The organism is Erwinia sp. PsM31, from assembly GCF_030433775.1.
GTDB lineage: Bacteria > Pseudomonadota > Gammaproteobacteria > Enterobacterales > Enterobacteriaceae > Erwinia > Erwinia aeris.
This window is the reverse complement of record NZ_JARUWZ010000024.1, coordinates 15,656-37,669: the sequence shown is the minus strand read 5'-3', so window position 1 is coordinate 37,669 and position 22,014 is coordinate 15,656. Positions and strand designations below refer to the sequence as shown.

General features: G+C 55.4%; 15 protein-coding genes and 1 pseudogene. 13 read left to right on the top strand and 3 right to left on the bottom strand.

The annotated features are described in order from the left end of the window. Window positions 1-85: 85 nt before the first annotated feature. Genes QCD69_RS16775 through tssF form a run of 3 tightly spaced genes read right to left on the bottom strand, consistent with a single transcriptional unit; the run spans window position 86 to window position 4,034 of the window. On the bottom strand, window positions 86-1,123 hold the full coding sequence (locus QCD69_RS16775) for an ImpA family type VI secretion system protein (protein ID WP_301252829.1): 1,038 nt from the start codon (window positions 1,121-1,123) through the stop codon (window positions 86-88). A 29-nt stretch (window positions 1,124-1,152) separates the two neighbouring features. Beyond that, complete coding sequence (gene tssG, locus QCD69_RS16770) at window positions 1,153-2,157, bottom strand: type VI secretion system baseplate subunit TssG (protein ID WP_301252828.1); 1,005 nt, start codon at window positions 2,155-2,157, stop codon at window positions 1,153-1,155. Beyond that, window positions 2,157-4,034: a type VI secretion system baseplate subunit TssF gene (gene tssF, locus QCD69_RS16765; protein WP_301252827.1), complete on the bottom strand. Its 1,878-nt coding sequence runs from the start codon at window positions 4,032-4,034 to the stop codon at window positions 2,157-2,159. The genes tssG and tssF overlap by 1 nt, the downstream gene beginning before the upstream one ends. 436 nt (window positions 4,035-4,470) lie before the next feature. Between tssF and tssH the strand changes: the two are divergent. From tssH to QCD69_RS16700, 13 genes and pseudogenes are all read left to right on the top strand, one after another. Beyond that, a pseudogene (gene tssH / locus QCD69_RS16760) lies at window positions 4,471-7,116 on the top strand (type VI secretion system ATPase TssH); the annotation flags it as partial. A 143-nt stretch (window positions 7,117-7,259) separates the two neighbouring features. Next, complete coding sequence (tssB, locus tag QCD69_RS16755; RefSeq protein WP_253456366.1) at window positions 7,260-7,793, top strand: type VI secretion system contractile sheath small subunit; 534 nt, start codon at window positions 7,260-7,262, stop codon at window positions 7,791-7,793. A gap of 23 nt (window positions 7,794-7,816) precedes the next feature. After that, entirely contained in the window at window positions 7,817-9,304 is a 1,488-nt protein-coding gene (tssC, locus tag QCD69_RS16750) for a type VI secretion system contractile sheath large subunit (RefSeq protein WP_369895430.1), read from the top strand. Window positions 9,305-9,415: 111 nt separating this feature from the next. Then, on the top strand, window positions 9,416-9,901 hold the full coding sequence (locus tag QCD69_RS16745; RefSeq protein WP_253456364.1) for an Hcp family type VI secretion system effector: 486 nt from the start codon (window positions 9,416-9,418) through the stop codon (window positions 9,899-9,901). Window positions 9,902-9,983: 82 nt separating this feature from the next. Beyond that, entirely contained in the window at window positions 9,984-10,508 is a 525-nt protein-coding gene (gene tssJ, locus QCD69_RS16740; protein WP_253456361.1) for a type VI secretion system lipoprotein TssJ, read from the top strand. A 3-nt stretch (window positions 10,509-10,511) separates the two neighbouring features. After that, complete coding sequence (gene tssK / locus QCD69_RS16735; protein WP_301252824.1) at window positions 10,512-11,858, top strand: type VI secretion system baseplate subunit TssK; 1,347 nt, start codon at window positions 10,512-10,514, stop codon at window positions 11,856-11,858. After that, on the top strand, window positions 11,858-13,207 hold the full coding sequence (gene tssL / locus QCD69_RS16730; RefSeq protein WP_301252822.1) for a type VI secretion system protein TssL, long form: 1,350 nt from the start codon (window positions 11,858-11,860) through the stop codon (window positions 13,205-13,207). The genes tssK and tssL overlap by 1 nt, the downstream gene beginning before the upstream one ends. A 10-nt stretch (window positions 13,208-13,217) precedes the next feature. Beyond that, window positions 13,218-17,042: a type VI secretion system membrane subunit TssM gene (gene tssM, locus QCD69_RS16725; protein WP_301252820.1), complete on the top strand. Its 3,825-nt coding sequence runs from the start codon at window positions 13,218-13,220 to the stop codon at window positions 17,040-17,042. 22 nt (window positions 17,043-17,064) lie between these two features. Beyond that, complete coding sequence (locus QCD69_RS16720; protein WP_301252819.1) at window positions 17,065-17,694, top strand: hypothetical protein; 630 nt, start codon at window positions 17,065-17,067, stop codon at window positions 17,692-17,694. A 92-nt stretch (window positions 17,695-17,786) separates the two neighbouring features. Beyond that, the gene (locus QCD69_RS16715; RefSeq protein WP_301252856.1) at window positions 17,787-19,976 is read left to right on the top strand and encodes a type VI secretion system Vgr family protein; all 2,190 of its coding nucleotides are present in this window, start codon (window positions 17,787-17,789) and stop codon (window positions 19,974-19,976) included. Between the two features lie 120 nt (window positions 19,977-20,096). Next, window positions 20,097-20,363: a PAAR domain-containing protein gene (locus QCD69_RS16710; RefSeq protein ID WP_253456345.1), complete on the top strand. Its 267-nt coding sequence runs from the start codon at window positions 20,097-20,099 to the stop codon at window positions 20,361-20,363. 15 nt (window positions 20,364-20,378) lie between these two features. Next, window positions 20,379-21,191, top strand: coding sequence for a TagK domain-containing protein (locus tag QCD69_RS16705; protein ID WP_301252818.1), 813 nt, complete (start codon window positions 20,379-20,381; stop codon window positions 21,189-21,191). A gap of 17 nt (window positions 21,192-21,208) precedes the next feature. After that, window positions 21,209-22,012, top strand: coding sequence for a type VI secretion system accessory protein TagJ (locus QCD69_RS16700; RefSeq protein WP_301252817.1), 804 nt, complete (start codon window positions 21,209-21,211; stop codon window positions 22,010-22,012). The last annotated feature ends 2 nt before the right edge of the window (window positions 22,013-22,014 follow it).

Sequence of the window (22,014 nt, the reverse complement as noted above, 5' to 3'; positions counted from 1 at the left end):
GTGATTTGACGTTGATAAATCCCTTGATCGAACAGTGCTGCCAGAGTTGCCGGGCGCGGCTTGCTGCCGCAATCGGCAGGCTACGCTATTCTTTGTCGCTATCGAGCCTGTCGATAATTTCCGGCGGCAGCATTTTTACCAGCTGAGAAAAGCTTTTTCCCACCGTCTTCTCCGCATACTGAAGCAGCAGGATAGCCGGGCTGCCGGGTTCCATTCGGGTAAACCATAGCCGCAGCTCCTGTAGCCTGAGCAGCGCATCGGCGCGGCTGGCAATACCGGTCTGGCGGGGCGTAATCAGGGGGACGCTGACGGCTTCGTTTTCTGCCGCCGTTTCTGCCTGAACCGGCTGTTCTACCGTTTCTTCTGCGACAAAAGAAACGGCTGGCAACAGCGGCGAAACCGTGGCTTCCTGACTGATAAATAGCCGCAGAATGGCGCCTAACCGCGCAAAATCCGGCGCTTCATCGCCCAGCGAGGTTGTCAGGATGGCGCGGAGTTCCATCAGGCAGGCGTGCGCTTTTTGCAGTGAGAGGAGGGTTTGATCCTGACGGGCTTCCCATTCGAGTAGCAAAGCCGCCGCCGTCGCTTCGGGCAGCGCGCCCTCTTCACGCGGCGTGGCGTGCGCTTTTTCAAAATCTTTTATGGCAATTTGCAGACCTGCCGCTTTCGGCAGAGGCAGCTGACGAAAATCGGCAAGCAGCCCGTTGATATCATCCAGCTCGGACAGGGCGTTAGCCCGCATAACCGGATCGAACTCGCCTTCTTCCGTCAGCTGCGGATAAAGATCCGTGGGGAAAGTGGTCAGTAAGTCACGTAATATCAGTAGCCCTTCATGCAGCGCCGCCATGCCGATTTGCCTGATACGGCAGCGCATCAGCGCCACCACCAGCCGGATATCACGGCTTCGTTGCAGCAGCGCCTGACAGTCGCGCTCAATCTCTGCCCAGTTCACCGGTTCGGCAGCCTCGACGAAGCTGCCGTACTCCGCGTCCAGCCTTGGCTGAAGCCTGGCCTGCAGCATAATAAAAGCGGCGTCATATTCCAGGTTTTCACCACAGGGCCGATCGCCGGGCACCGGCTGTAACAGATCCCGATAGTAATGATGCTTGTTGTTTTCCGTCACGATGTTGTCCTTTATATCGCGTCCGGGCGCTACGGGTGATAGCGCTCCGGCTCAAAGCTCATGCCGTAAACCGGCGTAACGTCCTCTTTTCTCTCCAGCCAGACGGCGTAGCCAAGCTGATGACTGCCGTCCAGCGTCGCCTGCGGCACCTCGCTGGCAGCCAGCACCAGCTGGACATCCCAGGCATATTCGAACCCCGTAAAATTGCGCACCCACTCCCGCAGTACGGGCAGATCCGATCCCCACGGGCTGAAGCGCATATAGTTATCCAGCGTTAAGGGGCCGAGCAGCAGCTTGAATTTGTGCTGCCTGTCCCGCACGGTATTGCCTAATATTGCGCCATCGCCCAGCAGCATGGCCGCATCGTTGCCCAGCACGGAGCAATCAGCGGGATCCAGAAAGATCCACTGGGTCACAAACTCTTCCAGCCGGGCTTTTATCTGGAAGTAATATTCGATGGCGCCCGCCAGTCCTTCCGGATTGCGCGCCTCGCGGATCAAATGGGCAGAAGAAGCCAGTCGGGCGTGGGTCGGCAGCGGTTTATCGTGTAGCTCGGCCAGATCCATGCCTGCCAGACTGGCAATATAAAAAGAGAACTGTTCCTCATTCGGTCTGTCCAGCGAGGCGGTATCCTGCGCGACAAACCAGGCGCGATAAAACAGCGACAGGGCGCGATGATGAAAAACATCGAGAAAGTCGGTCAGCGTATTGTCCTGGGCCTCCGTTCGCGAGTACGCCAGTTCGGAAAAATGCAGCGGCATCGCGCCCTGCGGGCCCCATACGCCGGGGCCAAAGAGTTTTATCCCGATGCGGCCATTCTCCAGGCCGAGAGAAGCGATTTCGCGCGGCGCAAAAATCAGAGAGGCTTTTTGGCCTATGCGGAACGTCTCCTGGCCATGCAGCACCGCTGTACCGGGCACCGGCAGCGTCGGCGTTTTAGCCGTAATTGCGCGCATGATACTGATAAAACCGGCTTCCCAGGGCCGCTCGTTATTAAACCAGGCGGCCAGCATATCGACGGAGGAAGCGCGCATCAGAACGAGCCTCGTTTGCCGGGGCGGGCCTGCCAGCTGGCGATGACGCCCCTCTGCATCGAGTGCAGCTCCGTTTCGGTAAACACATTAATAGCGGCGTGGCGAGAAAGGTAATTCTCCATCACCAGACCGAACAGGTAAGGACTGACGCCGGAAAAGCCTTCTTCATCTACCGTCAGCACGCAGCGCACGCCTCTGCCGTAAATCAACAGGCCGTCACCGGGAAGACGCCGGGTGACCGGAAACGTTTTACAGCCGATCAGGCTATCTACCTGAGTATTGGACTCGCGATCGGCATTGTGTAAAAACAGGCGCAGCATATTGCGCAGCGATTCCCCGCCCAGCCCGTGCTCCAGATCGGAGAGCGGCAGATAGTTAAAGCTAAGCTGGCGGATCAAACGCCAGGCCGACTCCCCCAGCGCAAAAGGCTCGCGTGGCGCGCTGGGCTGGCAAACAAAGGCCGCGCCCAGAACAGGAACCGCGTCGGACAGGGTTAAATCAAAGCTGCCGCTTCTGGCAATCAGGCGTGGCAGATCCCGGTTGGTGACCATCGCTTCGACCGTAAGATAGCGAATATGGTCGGCATAGGGCGCTTCCTGCTGATCGACCAGCGAGACGAAGACCTCTGTTCCGGGATAAGGCGTGCGGGTGTCATATTTTCTCTTGCTCTCGCTTTTTACTCTGGCTTCGCGATTGAGCGAGAAGTAACGGCCAAAATTGCCATAGTCGCAGTGACGCGTTTGATAAAGCGGTTGAAACACCACTTCCTCGCTGCTTTCCGCCTGCTGGCCGCGCACCTTATGCACGGAAAAAACCTCGTAATCAAGGGGACGGCTGCGATCGGGAACCACATGGAAAGCGTTTAGCGCCCGGTTGACTTCGATCCTGTCCACCACTTTGGGAAACAGGTTAATCACCGGCGTACAAAACGGTAAAAACTTTGACGCGTTAACATGGCCAATCAGCTGCTGGGGAAGCCGATCCAGCAGCACTATCAGCTCGGCCTCGTTGCTGTGGTTGCGGGACAAACCGGCGGCCAGCTGGGTCAGCGTAAAAAAATAAAAGCGCTGACGACAGGCGAAATATTCATGGATCAGGTTATGTCCATGAAACATGTTCCAGGAGAGCGGCAGCAGCGTCTGATCGGGATGCAGCCCTTCAAAAGTCAGCGAGCGCTGGGCGATGACCACGTCTTCCGCTTTGCTGTTGCCGGCCCGTACCAGCATAGCCACATTGCTGGTATGCAAAAGTTCAAAAAGATGGGAAACAATGCGCTCATCGCCGTCGATATAGAGCGGCAGCCGATCGAAGCCGGTCAGCTGCGAGAATACCCGTTCCCCCTGCGCACGCAATTTGATCCGCAGAGCGCCTTTCAGCCTGGCGTAAGGAATACGGTACTTTTCCAGATTGGGAATATCCGGCGGAACGGAAGTCAGGCGAGCCTCAACGATTTCTATTGGCCACAGCGTAACATCCTGACCGTTGCGAAACTCGCAGCGTGTATTTTCGCCAGGCAATATGCGGGTATAAAACGCACTGTTTTTGGGAACAAGATAGCCGTGGCCTAGCTCTCCTTCTTTCAGGTCAGGCGCAAGTTGAACCACGCCGATGGAGGGCGTGGGCGAATTATAATTAGGGTAGACGATGTCCAGAAGCCGCTGCGTAAACTTTGGGAACTCCGCATCCAGTTTTAAATGCGTACGTGCAGATAAAAAGCAAAATGCTTCAATCAGTCTTTCAACATAAGGATCGGCCGTTTCGATGCCTCTCATCCCCAGACGCCCGGCAATTTTGGGATGTTTTTCAGCAAACTCACGCGCTGACTCTTTCATAAAAGTGAGTTCCTGATTGTAATAATCGAGGAATTTATGATTCACAATTGCTCCCGTTATCCTTGTTTTTAAACGTAGGCTTTGTCTTTATTAATTTGGCCGTCTGAACAGGGTTTTTTAGTAAGCTAACTGTTATTTTTTGAAAAACAACAGGGTGTTATTAATTAATAAGCGCGTTAAATACACGCAGCGGTTTTTATGCTTTTTTCAGATTTTATAACATGTGAAAAAAACAGTCTCAATGCCATTGTGAGGAAATGCCAGGGATTTCACCGGGTCACCAGGTTATTTGACAGGAAAGATCTTTTTAAATAAGGGGTTATAATCGTAGCGTGTCTGTTATTCAGGAATAGCGTTCGGGCGGTATTCTTAATTTATTTTTACGGCGTGGACAAGGGTATTATATTTTGTTTTCCTTCCCCGGAAGACTCTGGTCTGTGTGATTTTATGCCTGTGAAAAATGTACCCGGAGGAATAATACGTGGCGATTACAAGGCAAAATTTATTCGGCAAGCTGGATGAGACATTATTCAGAACGATTGAAAGTGCAACCACGCTTTGTAAGCTGCGCGGCAACCCCTATGTTGAACTGGTGCATTGGCTAAATCAGATCTGGCAGCAGGAGCAAAATGATTTACGTCTGATAGCCCGCCATTTTGAGGTCGATGCGCAGGCGCTGGAACAGGGCTTCGCTCAGGCGCTGGCCCGATTGCCGGCAGGCGCCAGCACTATTTCGGACTTTTCATATCATATTGAACTCGCTATCGAACGCGCCTGGATTTATGCCAGCCTGGAATGTTTCGAAAGCCGTATTCGCAGCGGACATTTGCTGATCGCCATGTTGACCACCATGGAGCTGCGGCGTGCCCTGTTTGCTATCTCTTCCGCTTTTGAACGGATCTCTCTGGAACATTTGACCGCCGATTTCGGCTATATCACTCAGGCTTCGCCGGAAGTCAGCGAGGCGACGACGGAGGCCGGCGTCATGCCCGGCGAAATTAACGCGGCTATCGGCGGCCAGACAAAAAGCGGCGGGCTGGCGCAGTATGCCACCGATCTGACCGCGTTAGCGCGCGAAGGCAAAATCGATCCGGTAACGGGACGCGAGCATGAAATCAGCACCATGACCGATATCCTGCTGCGTCGCCGTCAGAACAACCCGCTGCTGACCGGCGAAGCTGGCGTCGGGAAAACGGCCGTCGTGGAGGGGCTGGCGCAGGCCATCGTGGCGGGTAATGTGCCGCCAGCGCTGGCAAAAGTCAGGCTGCTGGCGCTGGATGTCGTCGCCCTGGCCGCCGGCGCCAGCATGAAAGGCGAGTTTGAGGCGCGGCTGAAAGCCGTGCTGGATGAGGCTATCGCTTCGCCCCAGCCCGTTATCCTGTTTATCGATGAAGTTCATACGCTGATTGGCGCCGGGGGCAATGCCGGGACGGGCGACGCGGCTAACTTGTTGAAGCCTGCGCTGGCGCGGGGCCAGCTGCGCACTATTGGCGCCACGACCTGGAGCGAATTTAAACGCCATATTGAGAAGGATCCGGCGCTGACTCGGCGTTTTCAGGTGCTGCAAATTGCAGAGCCGGATGAGGAAGCCGCCGTCGCTATGCTGCGGGGGCTGCTGCCGGTGCTGGAAAAGCATCACGGCGTCTGGATTATGGAAGAGGCTTTGCAGGCCGCCGTGCGGCTGTCGCACCGTTACATTCCGGCCCGGCAGCTGCCAGATAAGGCGATAGGCCTTCTTGATACGGCCTGCGCGCGCGTGGCCGTCGCGCAACATGCGGCGCCGGTCATGCTGCAACGTCTCCACTGTCGGACGGACGCCGCCCGCGCAGAGCTGGACCTGGTTGAAAAGGCCAGCCGATTTGGCAAACTGCAGCCCAACAGCGGCGAACGTCTGAGACAGGAGATCGCCGAGCGGACCGAGGCTTCCCTTCAGCTGGAGCAGCGCTGGACGCGGGAAAAAGAGCTGGTCGCCGCCATCGTCGCGGTACGTGAAAAACTACAGGACGAGGCCTCTACGGCTGAGGAAGAGATGGCGCCGCTGCAAAATGAGCTGGCGGAGCTGGAAGCGCGCCTGCAGGCGGCCCGGAACGAGCAGCCGCTGGTGCAGGCGGAGGTCAATGCGGATGTTATCGGCGCGATAGTGGCCGACTGGACGGGGATCCCGGTCGGACAGATGTTAAAAGACGATCTTCGCGCCGTGCTGGAACTGCCGCAGCGGCTGGCCGGGCGCGTCATCGGTCAGGACTATGCGCTGCGTCAGGTCAGCGAAAGCATCCAGACGGCTCGCGCGGGGCTGGCGGATCCGCGTAAGCCGGTCGGCGTCTTTATGCTGGTTGGCCCGTCCGGCGTGGGGAAAACGGAAACCGCGCTGGCGATCGCCGGGCAGCTTTACGGCGGCGAGCAGAATCTGATCACCATCAATATGAGCGAGTATCAGGAGGCCCATACCGTTTCCTCGCTGAAGGGATCGCCACCGGGCTACGTGGGCTATGGCGAAGGCGGCGTGCTGACGGAAGCGGTACGTCGCAAGCCCTACAGCGTAGTGCTGCTGGATGAGATTGAGAAAGCGCATCCCGACGTGCATGAACTGTTTTTTCAGGTCTTCGACAAGGGCAGTATGGAAGATGGCGAAGGGCGGCAAATCGACTTTAAAAATACGGTGCTGCTGCTGACCAGCAACGTCGGCAGCGAAACGATCGCCAGCCTGTTTGCCGATGCAGAGACGGCACCCGATGCCGAAAGCGTCAGAAAAATGGTGCAGCCTGAACTGCTGAAAGTTTTCCCGGCAGCCTTTTTAGGGCGCCTGGCCGTGGTGCCTTATCTGCCGCTTCAGGAAGCATCACTACAACGTATTGTCCGGCAGCAGCTTGACAGACTGGCTTTGCGTTTACGCGAACAGCATGGCGCTTCGCTGCATTATGGCGAAGATTTGGTGACGCATATTATCGGGCAGTGTCCCGTGGCTGAAACGGGCGCACGAATGCTGATCCGATTTATCGAGCAAAATATCGCGCCGGAAATAGCGCGCCAGATATTAAACAGCCAGGCATCACTAAGCGAACAACGTCTCTACATAACGGCAGGGGATAATATCGTTATCCGTTTTCAGCCGAAAGGGGAAGAAGAAAACGCGATAAATGATAAAACAGGCGAGAAGCGAGAAAATCCGGCAAGGCAGGACGGATTTTTAACGGGTAATAGCGCCGCTTAACAGGCCGCTATTAATGTGAATATAGGCTGTTTTTAATAAAGCACGATGAAAGGGATATCATGATTTCAAGAAATGGCAGTGCTCAAAAATTTATCGCCAGAAACAGGGCGCCGCGCGTACAAATTGAATATGACGTGGAGATCTATGGCAGCGAGAAAAAAATAGAATTGCCCTTTGTTATGGGCGTATTAGCCGATCTGTCCGGGAAGGCGATTGAGCCTTTGCCGCCGGTTGCCGATCGCAAATTTCTCAGCATTGATATCGATAATTTCGACGAGCGAATGAAAGCCATGAAACCGCGCGTGGCTTTCGCCGTGCCCAATACCCTGACCGGGGAAGGGCAGCTGATGATCGATATGACGTTTGAAAGCATTCATGACTTTTCACCGGACGAAATCGCCAAAAAAGTGGATTCGCTTTCCCAGCTGCTGGATGCCCGCACCCAGCTGGCTAATCTGCAAACCTATATGGACGGCAAAGCCGGCGCGGAAAGTCTGCTGATGAAAGTGCTACAGGATAAATCGCTGCTGACCGCGCTGGCTTCCGCACCGAAACCAGTGAAAACAGACGGCAACCCATTAGGGAACGAATAAGGCGAGAGAGGGATATCATGTCGATGCAAGCTGAGAAAAAGAACCAGGCGACCAACGCAGGCTACAGCGATTTTAATACGCTGTTAAGCAAGGAGTTCAAACCGAAATCGGAGCAGGCGAAAACCGCCGTAGAGAGCGCGGTCAAAACGCTGGCCGAGCAGGCGCTGAGCAGCTCGGTCACCATGGCCGACGACGCCTATAAAAATATTGCCGCTTTTATTGCCGAGATCGATCGCAAGTTGTCCGAACAGATCAATTTGATCCTGCATCATCCACAGTTTCAGTCCCTGGAAAGCGCCTGGCGCGGGCTGCATTATTTAGTCTACAACACCGAAACCGACGAAAAGCTGAAGCTGCGGTTTATGGATATTTCCAAAGATGAGCTGAGGCGCAATATGCGGCGCTTTAAAGGGATCGCCTGGGATCAAAGCCCGCTCTTTAAGCAGGTATATGAAGAGGAATATGGCCAGCTGGGGGGAGAACCTTACGGCTGCCTGGTCGCCGACTACTATTTCGATCACACCGCGCCAGACGTGGATCTGCTGGCCTCCATTGGCAAAATCGCCGCGTCTGCGCACGTGCCGTTTATTACCGGTGCGGCACCGTCCGTGCTGCAGATGGACTCCTGGCAGGAGCTGGCTAATCCGCGCGATCTGACCAAGATCTTTACCCAGAATCTGGAATATGCGGCGTGGAACTCGCTGCGGCAGTCGGAAGATTCACGCTATATCGGCCTGGCAATGCCGCGTTTTCTGTCGCGTTTGCCGTATGGCATTCATACCAATCCCGTCGACGACTTCAATTTTGAAGAAACCACCGACGGCGCCGATCACAGCAAGTACGCCTGGTCCAACGCGGCCTATGCGATGGCGGTCAATATCAACCGCTCGTTCAAACACTACGGCTGGTGCACGCTGATCCGAGGCGTGGAAAGCGGCGGCGTGGTCGAAGGCCTGCCGTGCCATACCTTCCCGACCGACGATGGCGGCATTGATATGAAATGCCCAACGGAGATCGCTATCTCCGATCGTCGCGAAGCGGAACTGGCTAAAAACGGCTTTATCCCGCTTATTCATCGTAAAAACACCGATTATGCCGCCTTTATCGGCGCGCAGTCGTTACAAAAACCAGCGGAATATTACGATCCGGACGCCACGGCAAACGCCAACCTTTCCGCGCGGCTGCCTTACATGTTTGCCTGTTCCCGCTTTGCCCACTATCTGAAGTGCATCGTGCGCGACAAAATCGGTACATTTAAAGAACGCGATGAAATGCAGAAATGGCTGAACGACTGGATAATGAATTATGTCGACGGCGACCCGGTTAATTCCACTTTTGAAACCAAAGCGCGTCGTCCGCTGGCCGCAGCGGAAGTGGTGGTTGAGGATGTGGAAGGCAACCCAGGCTATTACCAGGCGAAATTTTTCCTGCGTCCGCATTTCCAGCTGGAAGGCCTGACCGTTTCGCTGCGTATGGTAGCGAAATTACCGTCGTTGAAAGGCGCAGCATAACGATCGCAGATTTTAATATTGTTAACAGCAGCATTGTTCGCAAGGCTGCTTTAACTACATACGCTGCGCGCAGGCGTAGCGATTTTAATAGTGCTGAATAAGGGAATGATCATGGCACAAGATATGTTTATTAAGATCGACGGCATTGAAGGTGAATCGCTGGATGCCGCACATACCAATGAAATTGAGGTACTGGAATGGCATTGGGATGTTTCACAGCATTCCAATATGCACAGCGGATCCGGCGGCGGCTCAGGCAAGGCAAGCGTGGCCGATTTCTGCTTTACCCATTACACCGATAAGGCCAGCCCTAATTTATTAAGCCACTGTCTGACGGGCAAGCATATTAAAAACATTGTCTTCGTGGTGCGTAAAGCGGGCGGCAATCCGCTGGAATATTTAACCATTAACTTTACCGACACCATTATTACCCGTGTCGATATGTCAGGATCTTCAGAGGATGAAACCCGTCCTCGTGAGCTGGTTAAATTCTCCTTCACTAAAGTGACGCAGGATTACGTCATGCAGAACTCTGAAGGCAGCAAATCTGGCGTTATCTCCGCAAGCTATGACGTCAAAGCGAACCTGAGCAGCTAATACGTTAAGCGATACAAAAGCTTGTCATCCCTGGGTGACAAGCTTTTCGGCCTGGCTTCGGGATTTTAAGGTGATATTTACCATGCAGTTAATCAACATAGCCCGATTCATTAGTCGTTTGCTTATTATTCTGGCGGTTTTAACGTCAGCGGGCTGCCGTTCCCCTTTCAGCGACTCTCCCAAGCCGGAGTTAACTATCAGGCTGGAAGCGTCAAAAGAAATTAATCCCAATGAAAAGGGAGAGCCTGCGCCGCTGGATATTACTTTTTATCTTTTAAAATCGTTGGATAACTTTGAAAACAGCGATTTCTTTACGCTTACCGATGGCGCGGACCCGGCTTTACAGGCGGAGGCGAAAAAAGTCTATGAAGGCATATTACAGCCTGGCGAAAACAGAATAATCAGCCTGACGCCGGAAAAGGATACCGTTGCATTAGGCATCGTCGCCGCCTATCGGGATATCGACCGCGCGGGATGGAGTGAAACGTGGGAGCTTTATAAAAAAAATAAAAAACGATCCTGGTGGCGAAAAGTGTTGCCCGGAGAAGCGGTCGTGCTGACGGTACATTTTGATGCCTTAGCCATCGCGCTTGATAAAAGGGAATAGCCAGTGAGAACAAATAAAGTTATCTGGAGCGAAGGACTGTTTTTACGTCCGCAGCTGTTTCAGCAGCAGGAACGCTATTTTGAATATTACGCCCACAAGCGAGCGGCAACGATATCGCCTTTTTTTTGGGGGTTTGCGCAATACGATATCGATCTGGAGGCGCTCTCTTACGGCAAACTGGTGCTGCGCGCCGGGCGCGGCGTGCTGCCGGACGGCACGCCTTTTGATATACCAGGCCATGCCGAACTGCCTGAACCGCTGACCATTACGCCGGATCATCTGGGGCAGCTGATTTTCCTGGCCGTGCCGCTGCGGCTGGATAACAGCGACGAAACCATCTTCGATCTCAGCGACAGCGGTTCGCTGGCGCGCTTCGCCGCTTTTGAAACGGAGCTGAGCGATACCAATGCGATCCGTCAGGGGCCAAAACCTGTCCAGCTGGCAAGGCTGCGCCTGAATCTGGTTTCTGAAAAAGAAATGACGGAATCCTGGATTGGTCTGCCGCTGACCCGCATCAGGGCCATTCAGCCCGATGGCAGCGTGCTGCTGCATACCGAAGACTATATTCCGCCGGTCACCGGCTATGCGGCCAGCACACTGTTAGCCGAATGGCTGACGCATCTTAACGGTCTGGTCAGGATGCGCGCCGATATGTTGGCGGGCCGACTGGCTAATAGCGACGGCAAAGCCAGCGCCAGCGCCGAAGTGGTCGACTATCTGCTGCTGCAAATTTTCAATAAATATGAGCCGGTGTTGGATCATCTGCGGCACGTGCCCGAGCTGCCGCCAATTGTGCTTTATCAGGAGCTGGCGAAATTCTCGGGCGAGCTGTCGACCTTTATCCGTACGCAGACGCGACGGCCGGTGAGCGCGCCGGGCTACGATCATGCCAGGCTTTATCCTTCTGTTCGTCCGCTGGTTGAAGAGCTGCATTATTTGCTGAATCAGATTTTGATCCGTGCCGGTCAAATGATCGACCTCCATGCGAAAGGCAATGGCGTCTGGACGGCCGCCATGCTGCCGGGCGAGCTGCGCGAGTTTTCTAATCTGGTGCTGGCCGTACACGCTCAGCTGCCGATGGACGTACTGCAACAGCAGTTTTCGGCGCAGGCGAAAATCAGCGCGCCGCAGCAGCTGCATGAGCTGGTTCGTTCACACCTGCCGGGGCTGGTGTTACAGGCGCTGCCGGTGCCGCCGCGTCAGATCCCTTATCACGCCGGCTATGTCTATTTCGACCTGCTGCAAAGCGGGCCGTTCTGGGACAAAATTGCCGCAACCGGCGCGCTGGCGTTACATATTGCAGGTGATTTCCCTGACCTGAATATGGAGCTTTGGGGAGTCAGAAGCTGATGCGCGACGAGAGCCAATCTGCCGCGCCGGATGCCGCGCCCGAAGAAACGTTGACGCCGCAGGCGCTGGGCAAGTTTCTGCTGGATGACGATCCGGGAAACCCAGGAACGCCGGAACGAGGCGATCCTGATGCGTTTATCCAGGGCTGGTCCAGCCAGAAAAGTGAGGTTTTGCTGCAAAGCGAAGGCGTACAGCTGCGGGTGCAAAAGGTAAGGGCGGCTGAAAATCCGCTGCTCGAAGCCGCCCAGCCACTGCTGCGCGCGCTTAGCGAGATGCCGGAAACCATCCCGTATCCCGAACATGTCGAGCTGCTGAAACAAAGCCTGAAACACGATATCAATCTGTTTAGCGTGGTATGTGACGAGGTCAATATCGCCTGGAAAAAGATGGCTATCGTTCGCTATTGCCTTTGTACCGCGCTGGATGAAGCGGCACATACCACAACGTGGGGAATGCAGACCGGCTGGTCGCAAAGCAACATCCTTAACCATTTTGAAGGCGACAACGACGGCGGCAACAAATTTTTCCTGCTGGTTGGCCGTCTTTCTATAGATCCCCACGAGTACGGAGACGTGCTTGAAGTGCTGCTGCGTATCCTCGGGCTGGGTTTTGAGGGCCGCTACAGCATTCTGGAAGATGGCGACCGACAGCTGATGAAAATCCGTCAGCGGCTTCTGACCCTTATTCAAAGCACGCGCGACTCGCTCTCGCCAGCGCTGTCGCCGCATGGCGCGGCCATACGCGGCCAGAAAAAATCTAAAAGGCGCATTGTGCCCGTGCGCGTCACGCTGCTGCTGAGCTGTCTGCTGGTCGGTAGCCTGTGGATTTGGTGCAAATACTGGCTGGGTACGCATCAGATAGCGCTTCAGCAGCGGATCCACGCAATGCAGCAGCTGAAGATAAGCCGCCCCGTAGCGGCAATGAAGCTACGGCTGGCTATTTTGCTGAAAGAAGAGATCAGGCAGGGGCTGGTCAGCGTTGACGAAACGCAAAGTCAGAGCAAGGTCGTTTTTCGTGGCGATTCCGTGTTCCTTTCAGGATCGGACAAAGTCATCGCCGATATGGAGCCTATTATCAAACGCGTCGCGAAGGAAGTTCATCGCGTGAATGGCAGGGTAGTGATCGTAGGGCATACGGACGCCACGCCCATCAGGACAAAAGCTTTTCCCAATAATCAGGTGCTGTCGGAAAAACGCGCGACGGACGTGGCGCGCTATTTTCTTACCGAAGGGATAGCGCCTGACAAAATCCGCATTCAGGGCGCCGGAGAGAGTCAGCCCGTCAGCAGTAATAACCATGCACAAGGACGTGCGCAGAACCGGCGCGTGGAATTTTTTGTGACCTATTAATGAGTTAGCCATGTTTAATCTGAACAGGATGTTCTCGCTTCGCGTTTTTAAAGTAGTGATGGTCATAGCCTTTTTTATGCTGATTATCGCTGCGGTTTGGTTTCTCGGCCCTTTACTGGGCTTTGGCGACACGCGTCCGCTGGCAGGCGTTGAGGCGCGCGTGATTTATGTTGTTCTGGCGCTGCTTTGTCTGATTGGGCTGTGGTTTAACGTACCGTCGTTTCTTCTGCTGGCCGCAACGGCCTGCGTTGTCGTCTGGACGATTGGGCCTTACCTGCTGATCGGTGAAAGCTATCCGCTAAGCGGTATCGCCACCAGGGCCAGCCTGATTGGCGCTATCCTGCTGGTCACGCTGCTGTATGGCGGCTGGAAGCTGCTGCTGGCGCTGAAAAACAATCCTAAGCTGCTTGACGCTTTTTTCGGCAGCAAAGAGGTTAAAAGCGATGGCGACGTCAGCGAGGTTAATGCGGCTATCCGTGATGCAGCGGCATATATAAGACAGCTGCGTAAAAACGGTACCTGGCTTAAGCGGTTTTTTTCATTTGGAAAAATGCACGGCGAGCTTCCCTGGTACATGACTATCGGGACGCAGGGCGCGGGAAAAACCACGGCGATCTTATCGTCGGGCCAGCATTTCCCGCTGCCGGAACAGCTGAGCAGGGTCTGCAAAGAGAGCGCGCCTACCCGTAACTGTGAGTGCTGGTTTGCGAATGACGCGCTGTTTATCGACACGGCCGGAAAATATCTTGATTCGTCGGACGAGCAGCCGGAGTGGGACGGTATCATCAAGGCCATTAAAAAATATCGTCCGATAGAGGCGATTAACGGCGTGATTGTGGCGATCGGCGTGACCGACGTAATGGGTAAAAATAAAACGGAGCTCTACGATCTGGCCGCGAAAGTTCGCGCCAGGCTGGAGGCGATGCGCAGCAGACTGGGGGTACGCTTTCCGGTTTATATGCTGATTACCAAACTGGATCGGCTGATGGGGTTCGCCGAATATTTCCGCAGCCTGACCGAGCAGGAGCGCGAGCAGGTATGGGGCGTGACTTTCCCCTGGGGGGAAGAGGTGAAAACCGGCATTGGCGATCTGCGCGAACGGGTCGGAGCGGAATTTGCGCTGCTGGAAAATCGTCTGGAAAAGGCAATGACGGTGCGCCAACAGGAGGAATACAGCAATACGGACAGAAAGCGCATGTACGTGCTGCCGCAGGATTTCCGCATGCTGCTGGACAGCGTAACGGAAGTGGCGCAGACGATTTTCTTCGCCTCACGCTATGATGAAAATCAGGGCTATACCTCGCTGCGCGGTATCTACTTTGTCAGCAGCCACCAGCCTGAGGATACCGTTATGGTCAATAACGGGACGCTGATGCAGAAGTGGCGCAACTATATTGCTAACCGACAGACGGTGCCGTTGGCTTATCCAGCTTCGCTGACTGGTGAGAGCGAGGCTCTGGTCAGGGATGTTGCCTGGGGCAGGCACTATTTTCTGAAATCCCTGTTTTCCGACATCATCCTGAAAGATGGCGATCTGGTGCGGCGCAATTTACGGGTAGAGTCAAAATATCGCTTCCAGAACTTCTTTGGTCATATGCTTTGCATCGCGGCCTGCTGCTGGTTACTGAGCGGGATCTACCACAGCTATCATCATAACGGCGGCTACCTTGTCGCGGCCGGGGAAAAAGCGACCAGGCTGGAAGCAGAGGTCAAAAGCTATCAACAGGCGGCGGATCCCGGCAAGCTGCCGCTGCTGCTGAATCTGGCGCACTATCTGCCTGAATTTAACGGCCTTGACGTGTTGCATCCCGATCTTCCTTTCCGCTATGGCCTTTATGTCGGCAAGCGTTTAACCCACGATGCCGACGGCCTTTACCACTATTTTCTGCAGCGGCTGCTGTTTCCGCAAATCGAACAACAGGCGCATGAGGCTTTGCAGAGCGCCGTTTATGAACGCGATCCTGCGACACTTTACAACGCGCTTAAACGTTATCTGATGCTGGCAGGACAGGGCCAGTTCGATCGGGCATGGCTGGTCAGCGAGATTGCCCGGCAGTGGGACAATGCCGGAAAGCTCCAGCCTTATGAAGAAAGGAGCCTGTTTATCGCCCATCTTGAGGCGTTATTCAGCCGCCCGGACTGGCGGCAGTATGGCCAGCAACCGGATAAAAACCTGGTGGCGGAAGCGCGCGAAATACTTAATCGCAACACGCCGGTTAATCGACTTTATTCACGCGTGATAGCGCAGATGCAGGCGGAAGCGCCGGAGAATCTGACCTTAAGCAAAATGACCGATGAGGACGCCGGTCAGATTTTTACCCTTACCGATGAGGCGCTGGCGGAAAAAGGGATGCCTGGACTGTTTACCTGGGAAGGCTATCACCACGTATTTAAAAAAAAGCTGGGCGACAGCGTGCGGGCGTTACAGGCTGAAGATAGCTGGGTAATGGGCAATAGCGAGGCGCAAAGCGCCCTGAAAGCGCTGAAGGTGGACAGAGGATCGGGCATTGTCGATCCGACGCGCGAAGCCCTGATGACGCTTTATCTGAAGGAGTATACGCGGCGATGGCAGGCTTTTTTGCAAAGCATCCGGCTGAAAAGCGAGGATGCAGACCAGAACAATACCGGGCTTTCTTTTGATATCTACATGCTGCGCACGCTGGTTTCTACCCACTCGCCGCTGGTAAATCTGGCGAGGCGCGCCGTCAGGGAAACCACGCTTGCCGTGGATCAGCAGGATAACCTGCTAAAAAACCAGCGTGTCAGCAGCTCAGGATTATCCAACAGTCGACTGGTGGATGCCGCCTCAAAGTTTAATCTGGCGCTGGCCGCTCAGGAGAAAAAAGCGCTGCGTCAGGGCGTGGATAACTATTTTGTGCCGCTGCGTGAATTCGTGGGCGGCGGCGAAAAAGGCATGGGCGCGGCTTCCGGCACTAAGCTGCACCAGATTATGGGCGTGCTGAACGATCAGTACACGCTGCTGGTCATCTCCGACAGCGCGATCAAAAACGGCAATCTGCCGTCGGTGTCCGACGCAGGACAGCGGCTGAGCGCGGAGTCCGCCGTCTGGCCCGACCCTTTTAAATATATTATCGCGCCGCTGCTGAACGGCGCTTACCGGCGGGTCAATCATCAGATCGTCTACAGCAGCAATAAAACCATCGCCTCAGGGCCGGGCGAAGTGTGCCGCAACACTTTGCAGGGCCGCTATCCTTTTGCGGATGACAGTGAGGAAGTCAGCCTGCGTGACTTTGAGCGCTTTTTCGCCACGGGCGGCGTGCTGGATGACTATTTTCAAAAAAAACTGGCCGACAAAGTTGATACGGCAGCAAGGCCCTGGCGCTATCGCGGCGATATTAATAGCCAGGATTCAGACGCGCTGGATGTTTTTGAGCAGGCCGCTGCGATCCGCAGTGCCTTCTTCCAGAACGGCGGCCGCACGCCGGGTATCGATTTCTCCGTTTCCATTCCCTACCTGGATCCTTCGGTTACCCAGCTTAACCTCAACTTTGACGGCAGCGTAATGGGGTATTCGCACGGCCCGGTTACGCCAAAACTTTTTCACTGGCCGGGCGCGCGTGCGGAATCCGTCGTCAATATGAGCACCAAGCCGCGCATTCTGGGGCAGGAAAACGGCCTGACCTTCACCGGTCCCTGGGCGCTGATGCGCTGGCTGGATACCGTCAACGATATTGGGACTTCGCTTGGCGGCCAGCCGGTGCTGCTGTTTAATCTGCATCAGCGGCCCGTCAAAATCGAGGTCACCGGCCTGACCTGGAACGATGAGCTTATCGTGGATTTACTGAAAAATTTTAACTGTCCCGGCGCATTTTAAGCCGTGGGGCACGGAGCGGCATATGGCCATTCGTACCGGTATTATTGGCAAAGAGGCGCGAACGTTATTGCCAGGCAGAGAGCGGAAAAAAGTCGCCGCCGTACTGGCCGAAAAAGTGGTGCCGGCGATGCAGTCGACGCTGCCCGGACAGCTTTTACCGGCGCATTACCCGTGGTGCTTTATTCTGCCGCCGTTGCGGAAAAAAGGCCGCTTTTACGTGGGGGCATTGGTCAACAGCCGCGCGGCGGGGCTTTCGGCCATTTACGCCGCCGTCAGCGTGCAATGGCTGCAAAAGGAACTGGCGTCTGATTTTCATATCGCCTTCTGGCTGGCGAGAATTATGACGGCGCAGCAAAATCAGGATGGCGTGGTTAATCAAGATATATATTTGAAAAAATGGGTTAATTTATTACGGTCTCGCTACTCCCCGTTTCGCGAACGGCTGCTTAATGAGCGCTATCGCTTCAGTTATCATGCGGATTTGCTGTTGGCGGAGCTGAGCGAGTACGACAGAAGCATCACGGAGGAAAAAGGCGTCGGCAGCATGCCCTGGCCGGACTGGCCGGAAATTATCCAGACGGATCGCAAAGCGTGGCTCTGGCGGCAAAGCCGCTACGGCAAAATTATCGATTCGCAGCACATTATCTGCTGAAAAGGAGAGGGAGAGGCGCTCCCTTAGGGTGCAATATAAACCAAGGATTAGGTGTTGATATGGCAAGAACCATAACGTTAAGCAGCTCAGCAATGCCGCTTTTGCTGGGTGAAACCGCGCTGGTATTAACGAAGCTGGAAGGCAAGGAGTCGTTCTCTTCTTTATATACCTACAAGCTAACTGCCAAAACGCCAGCCAGCGATCTTATTCCCTGGCAGTCAGCGGCGAACGTGGATATTAAAGCACTGATCGGTAAAGAGATGACCGTGTCGATAGAGCTGGACGGCAACGGGCTGGATGAATTGATGGGCATCGGCGCGGGCAGCCGGGAAATCTCCGGCCTGGTGCAGCGTGCCAGGTTTCTGGGGCGGGATGCGAATCAGGCCATCTTTGAAATTATCCTTCGCCCCTGGCTTTACCTGACGGAGCTGACCTCCGACTTCAAGATCTTCCAGCAAAAAACGGTGGTGGAGATTATTGACGAGGTGCTGGAGGAATATAATTTTCCGCTGGAAAAACGGCTAACCGGTTCTTATCCCCAGCTGGATTTTCAGGTGCAATACGGTGAAACGGATTTTAATTTTATCGAGCGCCTGATGGAGGAGTGGGGGATTTACTGGTTTTTTGAGCATGAAGACCAGAAGCATAAGCTGGTGCTGGTGGATCACGTTGGCGCGCACAAGCGTTTTTCCAGCGAGGCCTGGCATGTGCTGCAATATATGCCGAGCGAACCTAAAGCCGGCCAGGAATATATTACCCGTTTTGAATTTCAGGAAACCATTACCTCCGGCCGGTGGTATACCAACGATTACGACTTTACAAAATCCCGAGCGGATATATCGGCTGCCGACAGCAAGCCTCGTCAAACCACCTTTAACGACATGGAGCTTTACCACTGGCCCGGCGATTACGATCGGCCAGATATCGGCGAACAGCTGGCGAAAGTCCGTATGGAAGAGCGGGGCGCGATCGGATCAAGAGCATCCGGCTCCGGCGAACTGCGGGGCGTGGTATGCGGCACCAACTTCGAGCTGCAAAATTACCCGCTGGAGAAAGCGAACCGGGAATATATGGTCATCTCCAGCGAGCTGATCGTTAGCGATGTCAGCCAGGTGACGGGGATGGGAGATTTCAGTTATCAAAGCCATTTCACCGTTCAGCCTACCACCAAGATTTATCGCCATCCTCAGCTGGCGCTGCGCCCAAAAACCAGCGGGCCGCAGACGGCTGTAGTGGTAGGGCCGCCGGGCGAAGATATCTGGACGGATACCTGGGGCCGCATAAAAGTGCGCTTTTTATGGGATCGCTACGGGCACAACCGCGAAACGGATTCCTGCTGGATCCGCGTCAGCCAGGCGTGGGCCGGCAACAATTTTGGCGGGATCTATATCCCACGCGTCGGTCATGAAGTGATCGTGGACTTCATTAACGGCGATCCTGATCGTCCGCTGGTGATCGGCAGCCTTTATAACAACGTCACCATGCCGCCGTGGGATCTGCCTGCCAACGCCACGCAAAGCGGATTAGTGAGCCGCACGGTAGGTGGCGGACGCACCAACTTTAACGGCATCCAGTTTGAGGATAAACCAGGGCTGGAGCAGTACTGGGAACAGGCCGAGCGCGATATGTCCCGCCTGACCAAGCGTAATGAAACGCAAACCATCGGGCTGAACTCCGATCTTGCCGTCGGCGCGACGCGCTCTGTCAGCATCGGTGTTAACAGCAACAGAGTGGTTGGCGTTAATGAATCCACCACGGTAAATGGCAGCAGCTCGTTAATGGTCGGCGGCGCGCTGGGCTTTACGGTTGGCGGCGCGCAGTCCGAGTCGATAGGCGGTGCGAAAGGGATTAACGTCGGCGGCGCTTTTATGAATAACGTGGGCGGGTATTACTCGCTTGCCGTCGGTGGCTACATCGGCATGGTTGCAGGTGGCGCTATGTCATTAACGGCAGGCGGCGTGCTTTCACTTTGCGCGGGTAAAATTATCCTGTGCGCTAACCATATCGTGCTTCAGGGAGGACAGGTCGATTTAAATCCTGGCGATTGCTGTAGCTGCTGTAGCTGTGGCGGCGGCGGCGGCGGCGGCTTTGTCGCGGGCGTGCCCAGCCTGAGCGTTTTTGGGTTTGCCGCTCTTCCCTTCCCGCTGCCCCCACTGCCTGTACCAACGCCGACTTCCCCGGCACCGTCGCCGACTATACCCACGCCAGCCCCGACTATACCCACGCCGGTGCCTACCGTTCCCCCGGGCGGCAGGACCACGCCTGTGCCGACCGTGTCCTGAGCCAGTGGTTTAACCGCGCATGGGATATCAGCCGGCGGCGTTATAGCCAGCCCGTCGTTGTTCCAGGCGTTTTATCAGTAACCGGGCTGGCATCAGCCCAACAGCAAGATGAGGTGAAAAATGGGAAGCTGCGCAGCCAGACTTGGCGATGCAATCGCACATGGCGGAGCAATAGTAAGCGGATCGGGAAATGTACACACTAACGGCTGTTGCGCTGCAGCAGCAGGCATCAGCGCCGCAGTGTGCGCTTTTCATGGCGGCGCGCCCGTCGCGTCAGGATCGGGCAGCGTATTTATCAACAACTGCAATGCAGCACGGCTGGGTGACGTCACCGGCTGCGGCGCAGCCGTTGTCTCCGGTTCCGGCAACGTGACTATCGGCGGTTAACTCGTGCAGCTGCTAATGACCTGGCCCGATAATCAGCCCGCTTTTCCGCTTGGCGAAAGTTATACCGTCGAACGCCCGGTCTGCTTCAATCCGCAAAACGGGCAATTTAGCGAGGCCGGTTCGTCGGATGCCCTGTGGTTTTACCGCTCGCCTGGCGGGCCAGTCATCTTCAATACCTGTAAGGATCTGCTTTGTCTGGTTGATAACGGCAGAGTGGCAGAGGGCGAGCGCCGCGTGCTCCGCCTTAATGCGGCGATCCAGCTGGGTCACTATGGCTTTACCGTAGTGGATGATGAAGACGTGCCGGGAGAGGCGCTGTGCCATATGCTGCTTGACGGCGATCCCCTGCAGAAAAGGCCGCTGCCCGAAGTGGACGATATTTTGCCCAGCGGCGGGCACTATATGGGCGATTATCGCTACCTTAACGAGGCCGCGGCGGCGGAGACAGAAGCCGCCGCGGACATTCTTGAAGCGCTGGAGGAAGAATACAAAAAGTTTCTTATCTGGGGCGAGCAGCACCGCCACGTAGCCCAGGATCGCCCTACGCTGACCCGGCTTCCCGACTGCGATGATTACTTTGAGGCCGTCCGGGAGGAGATGAAGGCGAAAACGTTGACGGAATGCCTGATCCAGACGCCTTCGCTGATTGATAAGGTCTGGACGGAGCTGAACGTTGAAGGGACAACCGGCCCGCTGATTTTCGATGATGAAAAAACGGATATTTTAAAACTGCTGGCTCCGGAGAATATCGCTTCAAAAGAGAAGCAGACCATACCGGAACTGGTTTTTCACGATCTTTATAAGCCCGGGCTGGACAGCCCTTATTAACCCAGGATGGACCCATTATGCATGATGCAAAATCTTTAACCGCACTGCTGAAAACCACCTCGTTAAGCGATCTGATTGCGGAGGCGGCCGCGAACGTCAAAGCGCGTCCTGACGATAGCGCGTGCCGCAACGCGCTGTTCGGCCTGTGCTGCCTTGATGGACGATGGGAAAAAGCGCTGATGCAGCTGCAAACGCTGGCCCTGCTGGATGACGTCGAGCCAAAGCAGTGCGAGCTGGGCAAGAACCTGATCCTCAGCGAGCTGATGCGGGAAGACGTGCTGGCGGGTAAACGCAGCCCTGGCCTGTTTACCGCCGCCGCACCGGAATGGATGACGCTGCTGCATCAGGCGAACAAAGCCCAGGCGGAAAACGAGCCGGAACGGGCCGAGACGCTTCGTCAGCAGGCCTTTTCTCTGGCCCCGGAAAGCGCCGGCAGCGGGGAGATAACGGGAAGGTTCGCCTGGATAGCGGACAGCGACGGGCGTATCGGGCCAGCCTGCGAATTTATCAGCGCTGGCGGCTATCGTCAGGTGCCTTTTTCCTCGCTGCAGCTGCTGCACGTTCGTCGACCTGAAGATCTGCTCGATCTGATTTGGACGCCCGCCCATATTAAAACAGACGGCGAGTTTCACTACGGCTACGTGCCTGCCCGCTATCCCCTTACCGCTGAAGCGGAACAGAGCGAGAAGCTGGGGCTGCTTAGCGAATGGCAGCAGGTTTCCGCTATGCTGGCGACGGGCGCTGGCAGAAAGGTGCTGATTACTGATAGTGGGGAATTTTCCCTGCTGGAAGTGGCCGAAATCCGCTTTGGCCAGGTGTAGGC

Excerpts from the sequence above, each read along its gene's own strand:
- tssG (WP_301252828.1), bottom strand. The coding sequence starts at position 2,157 with ATGCGCGCTTCCTCCGTCGATATGCTGGCCGCCTGGTTTAATAACGAG.
- tssB (WP_253456366.1), top strand. The coding sequence starts at position 7,260 with ATGATTTCAAGAAATGGCAGTGCTCAAAAATTTATCGCCAGAAACAGG.
- tssC (WP_369895430.1), top strand. The coding sequence starts at position 7,817 with ATGCAAGCTGAGAAAAAGAACCAGGCGACCAACGCAGGCTACAGCGAT.
- QCD69_RS16745 (WP_253456364.1), top strand. The coding sequence starts at position 9,416 with ATGGCACAAGATATGTTTATTAAGATCGACGGCATTGAAGGTGAATCG.
- tssJ (WP_253456361.1), top strand. The coding sequence starts at position 9,984 with ATGCAGTTAATCAACATAGCCCGATTCATTAGTCGTTTGCTTATTATT.
- tssL (WP_301252822.1), top strand. The coding sequence starts at position 11,858 with ATGCGCGACGAGAGCCAATCTGCCGCGCCGGATGCCGCGCCCGAAGAA.
- tssM (WP_301252820.1), top strand. The coding sequence starts at position 13,218 with ATGTTTAATCTGAACAGGATGTTCTCGCTTCGCGTTTTTAAAGTAGTG.
- QCD69_RS16720 (WP_301252819.1), top strand. The coding sequence starts at position 17,065 with ATGGCCATTCGTACCGGTATTATTGGCAAAGAGGCGCGAACGTTATTG.
- QCD69_RS16715 (WP_301252856.1), top strand. The coding sequence starts at position 17,787 with ATGCCGCTTTTGCTGGGTGAAACCGCGCTGGTATTAACGAAGCTGGAA.
- QCD69_RS16710 (WP_253456345.1), top strand. The coding sequence starts at position 20,097 with ATGGGAAGCTGCGCAGCCAGACTTGGCGATGCAATCGCACATGGCGGA.
- QCD69_RS16705 (WP_301252818.1), top strand. The coding sequence starts at position 20,379 with ATGACCTGGCCCGATAATCAGCCCGCTTTTCCGCTTGGCGAAAGTTAT.
- QCD69_RS16700 (WP_301252817.1), top strand. The coding sequence starts at position 21,209 with ATGCATGATGCAAAATCTTTAACCGCACTGCTGAAAACCACCTCGTTA.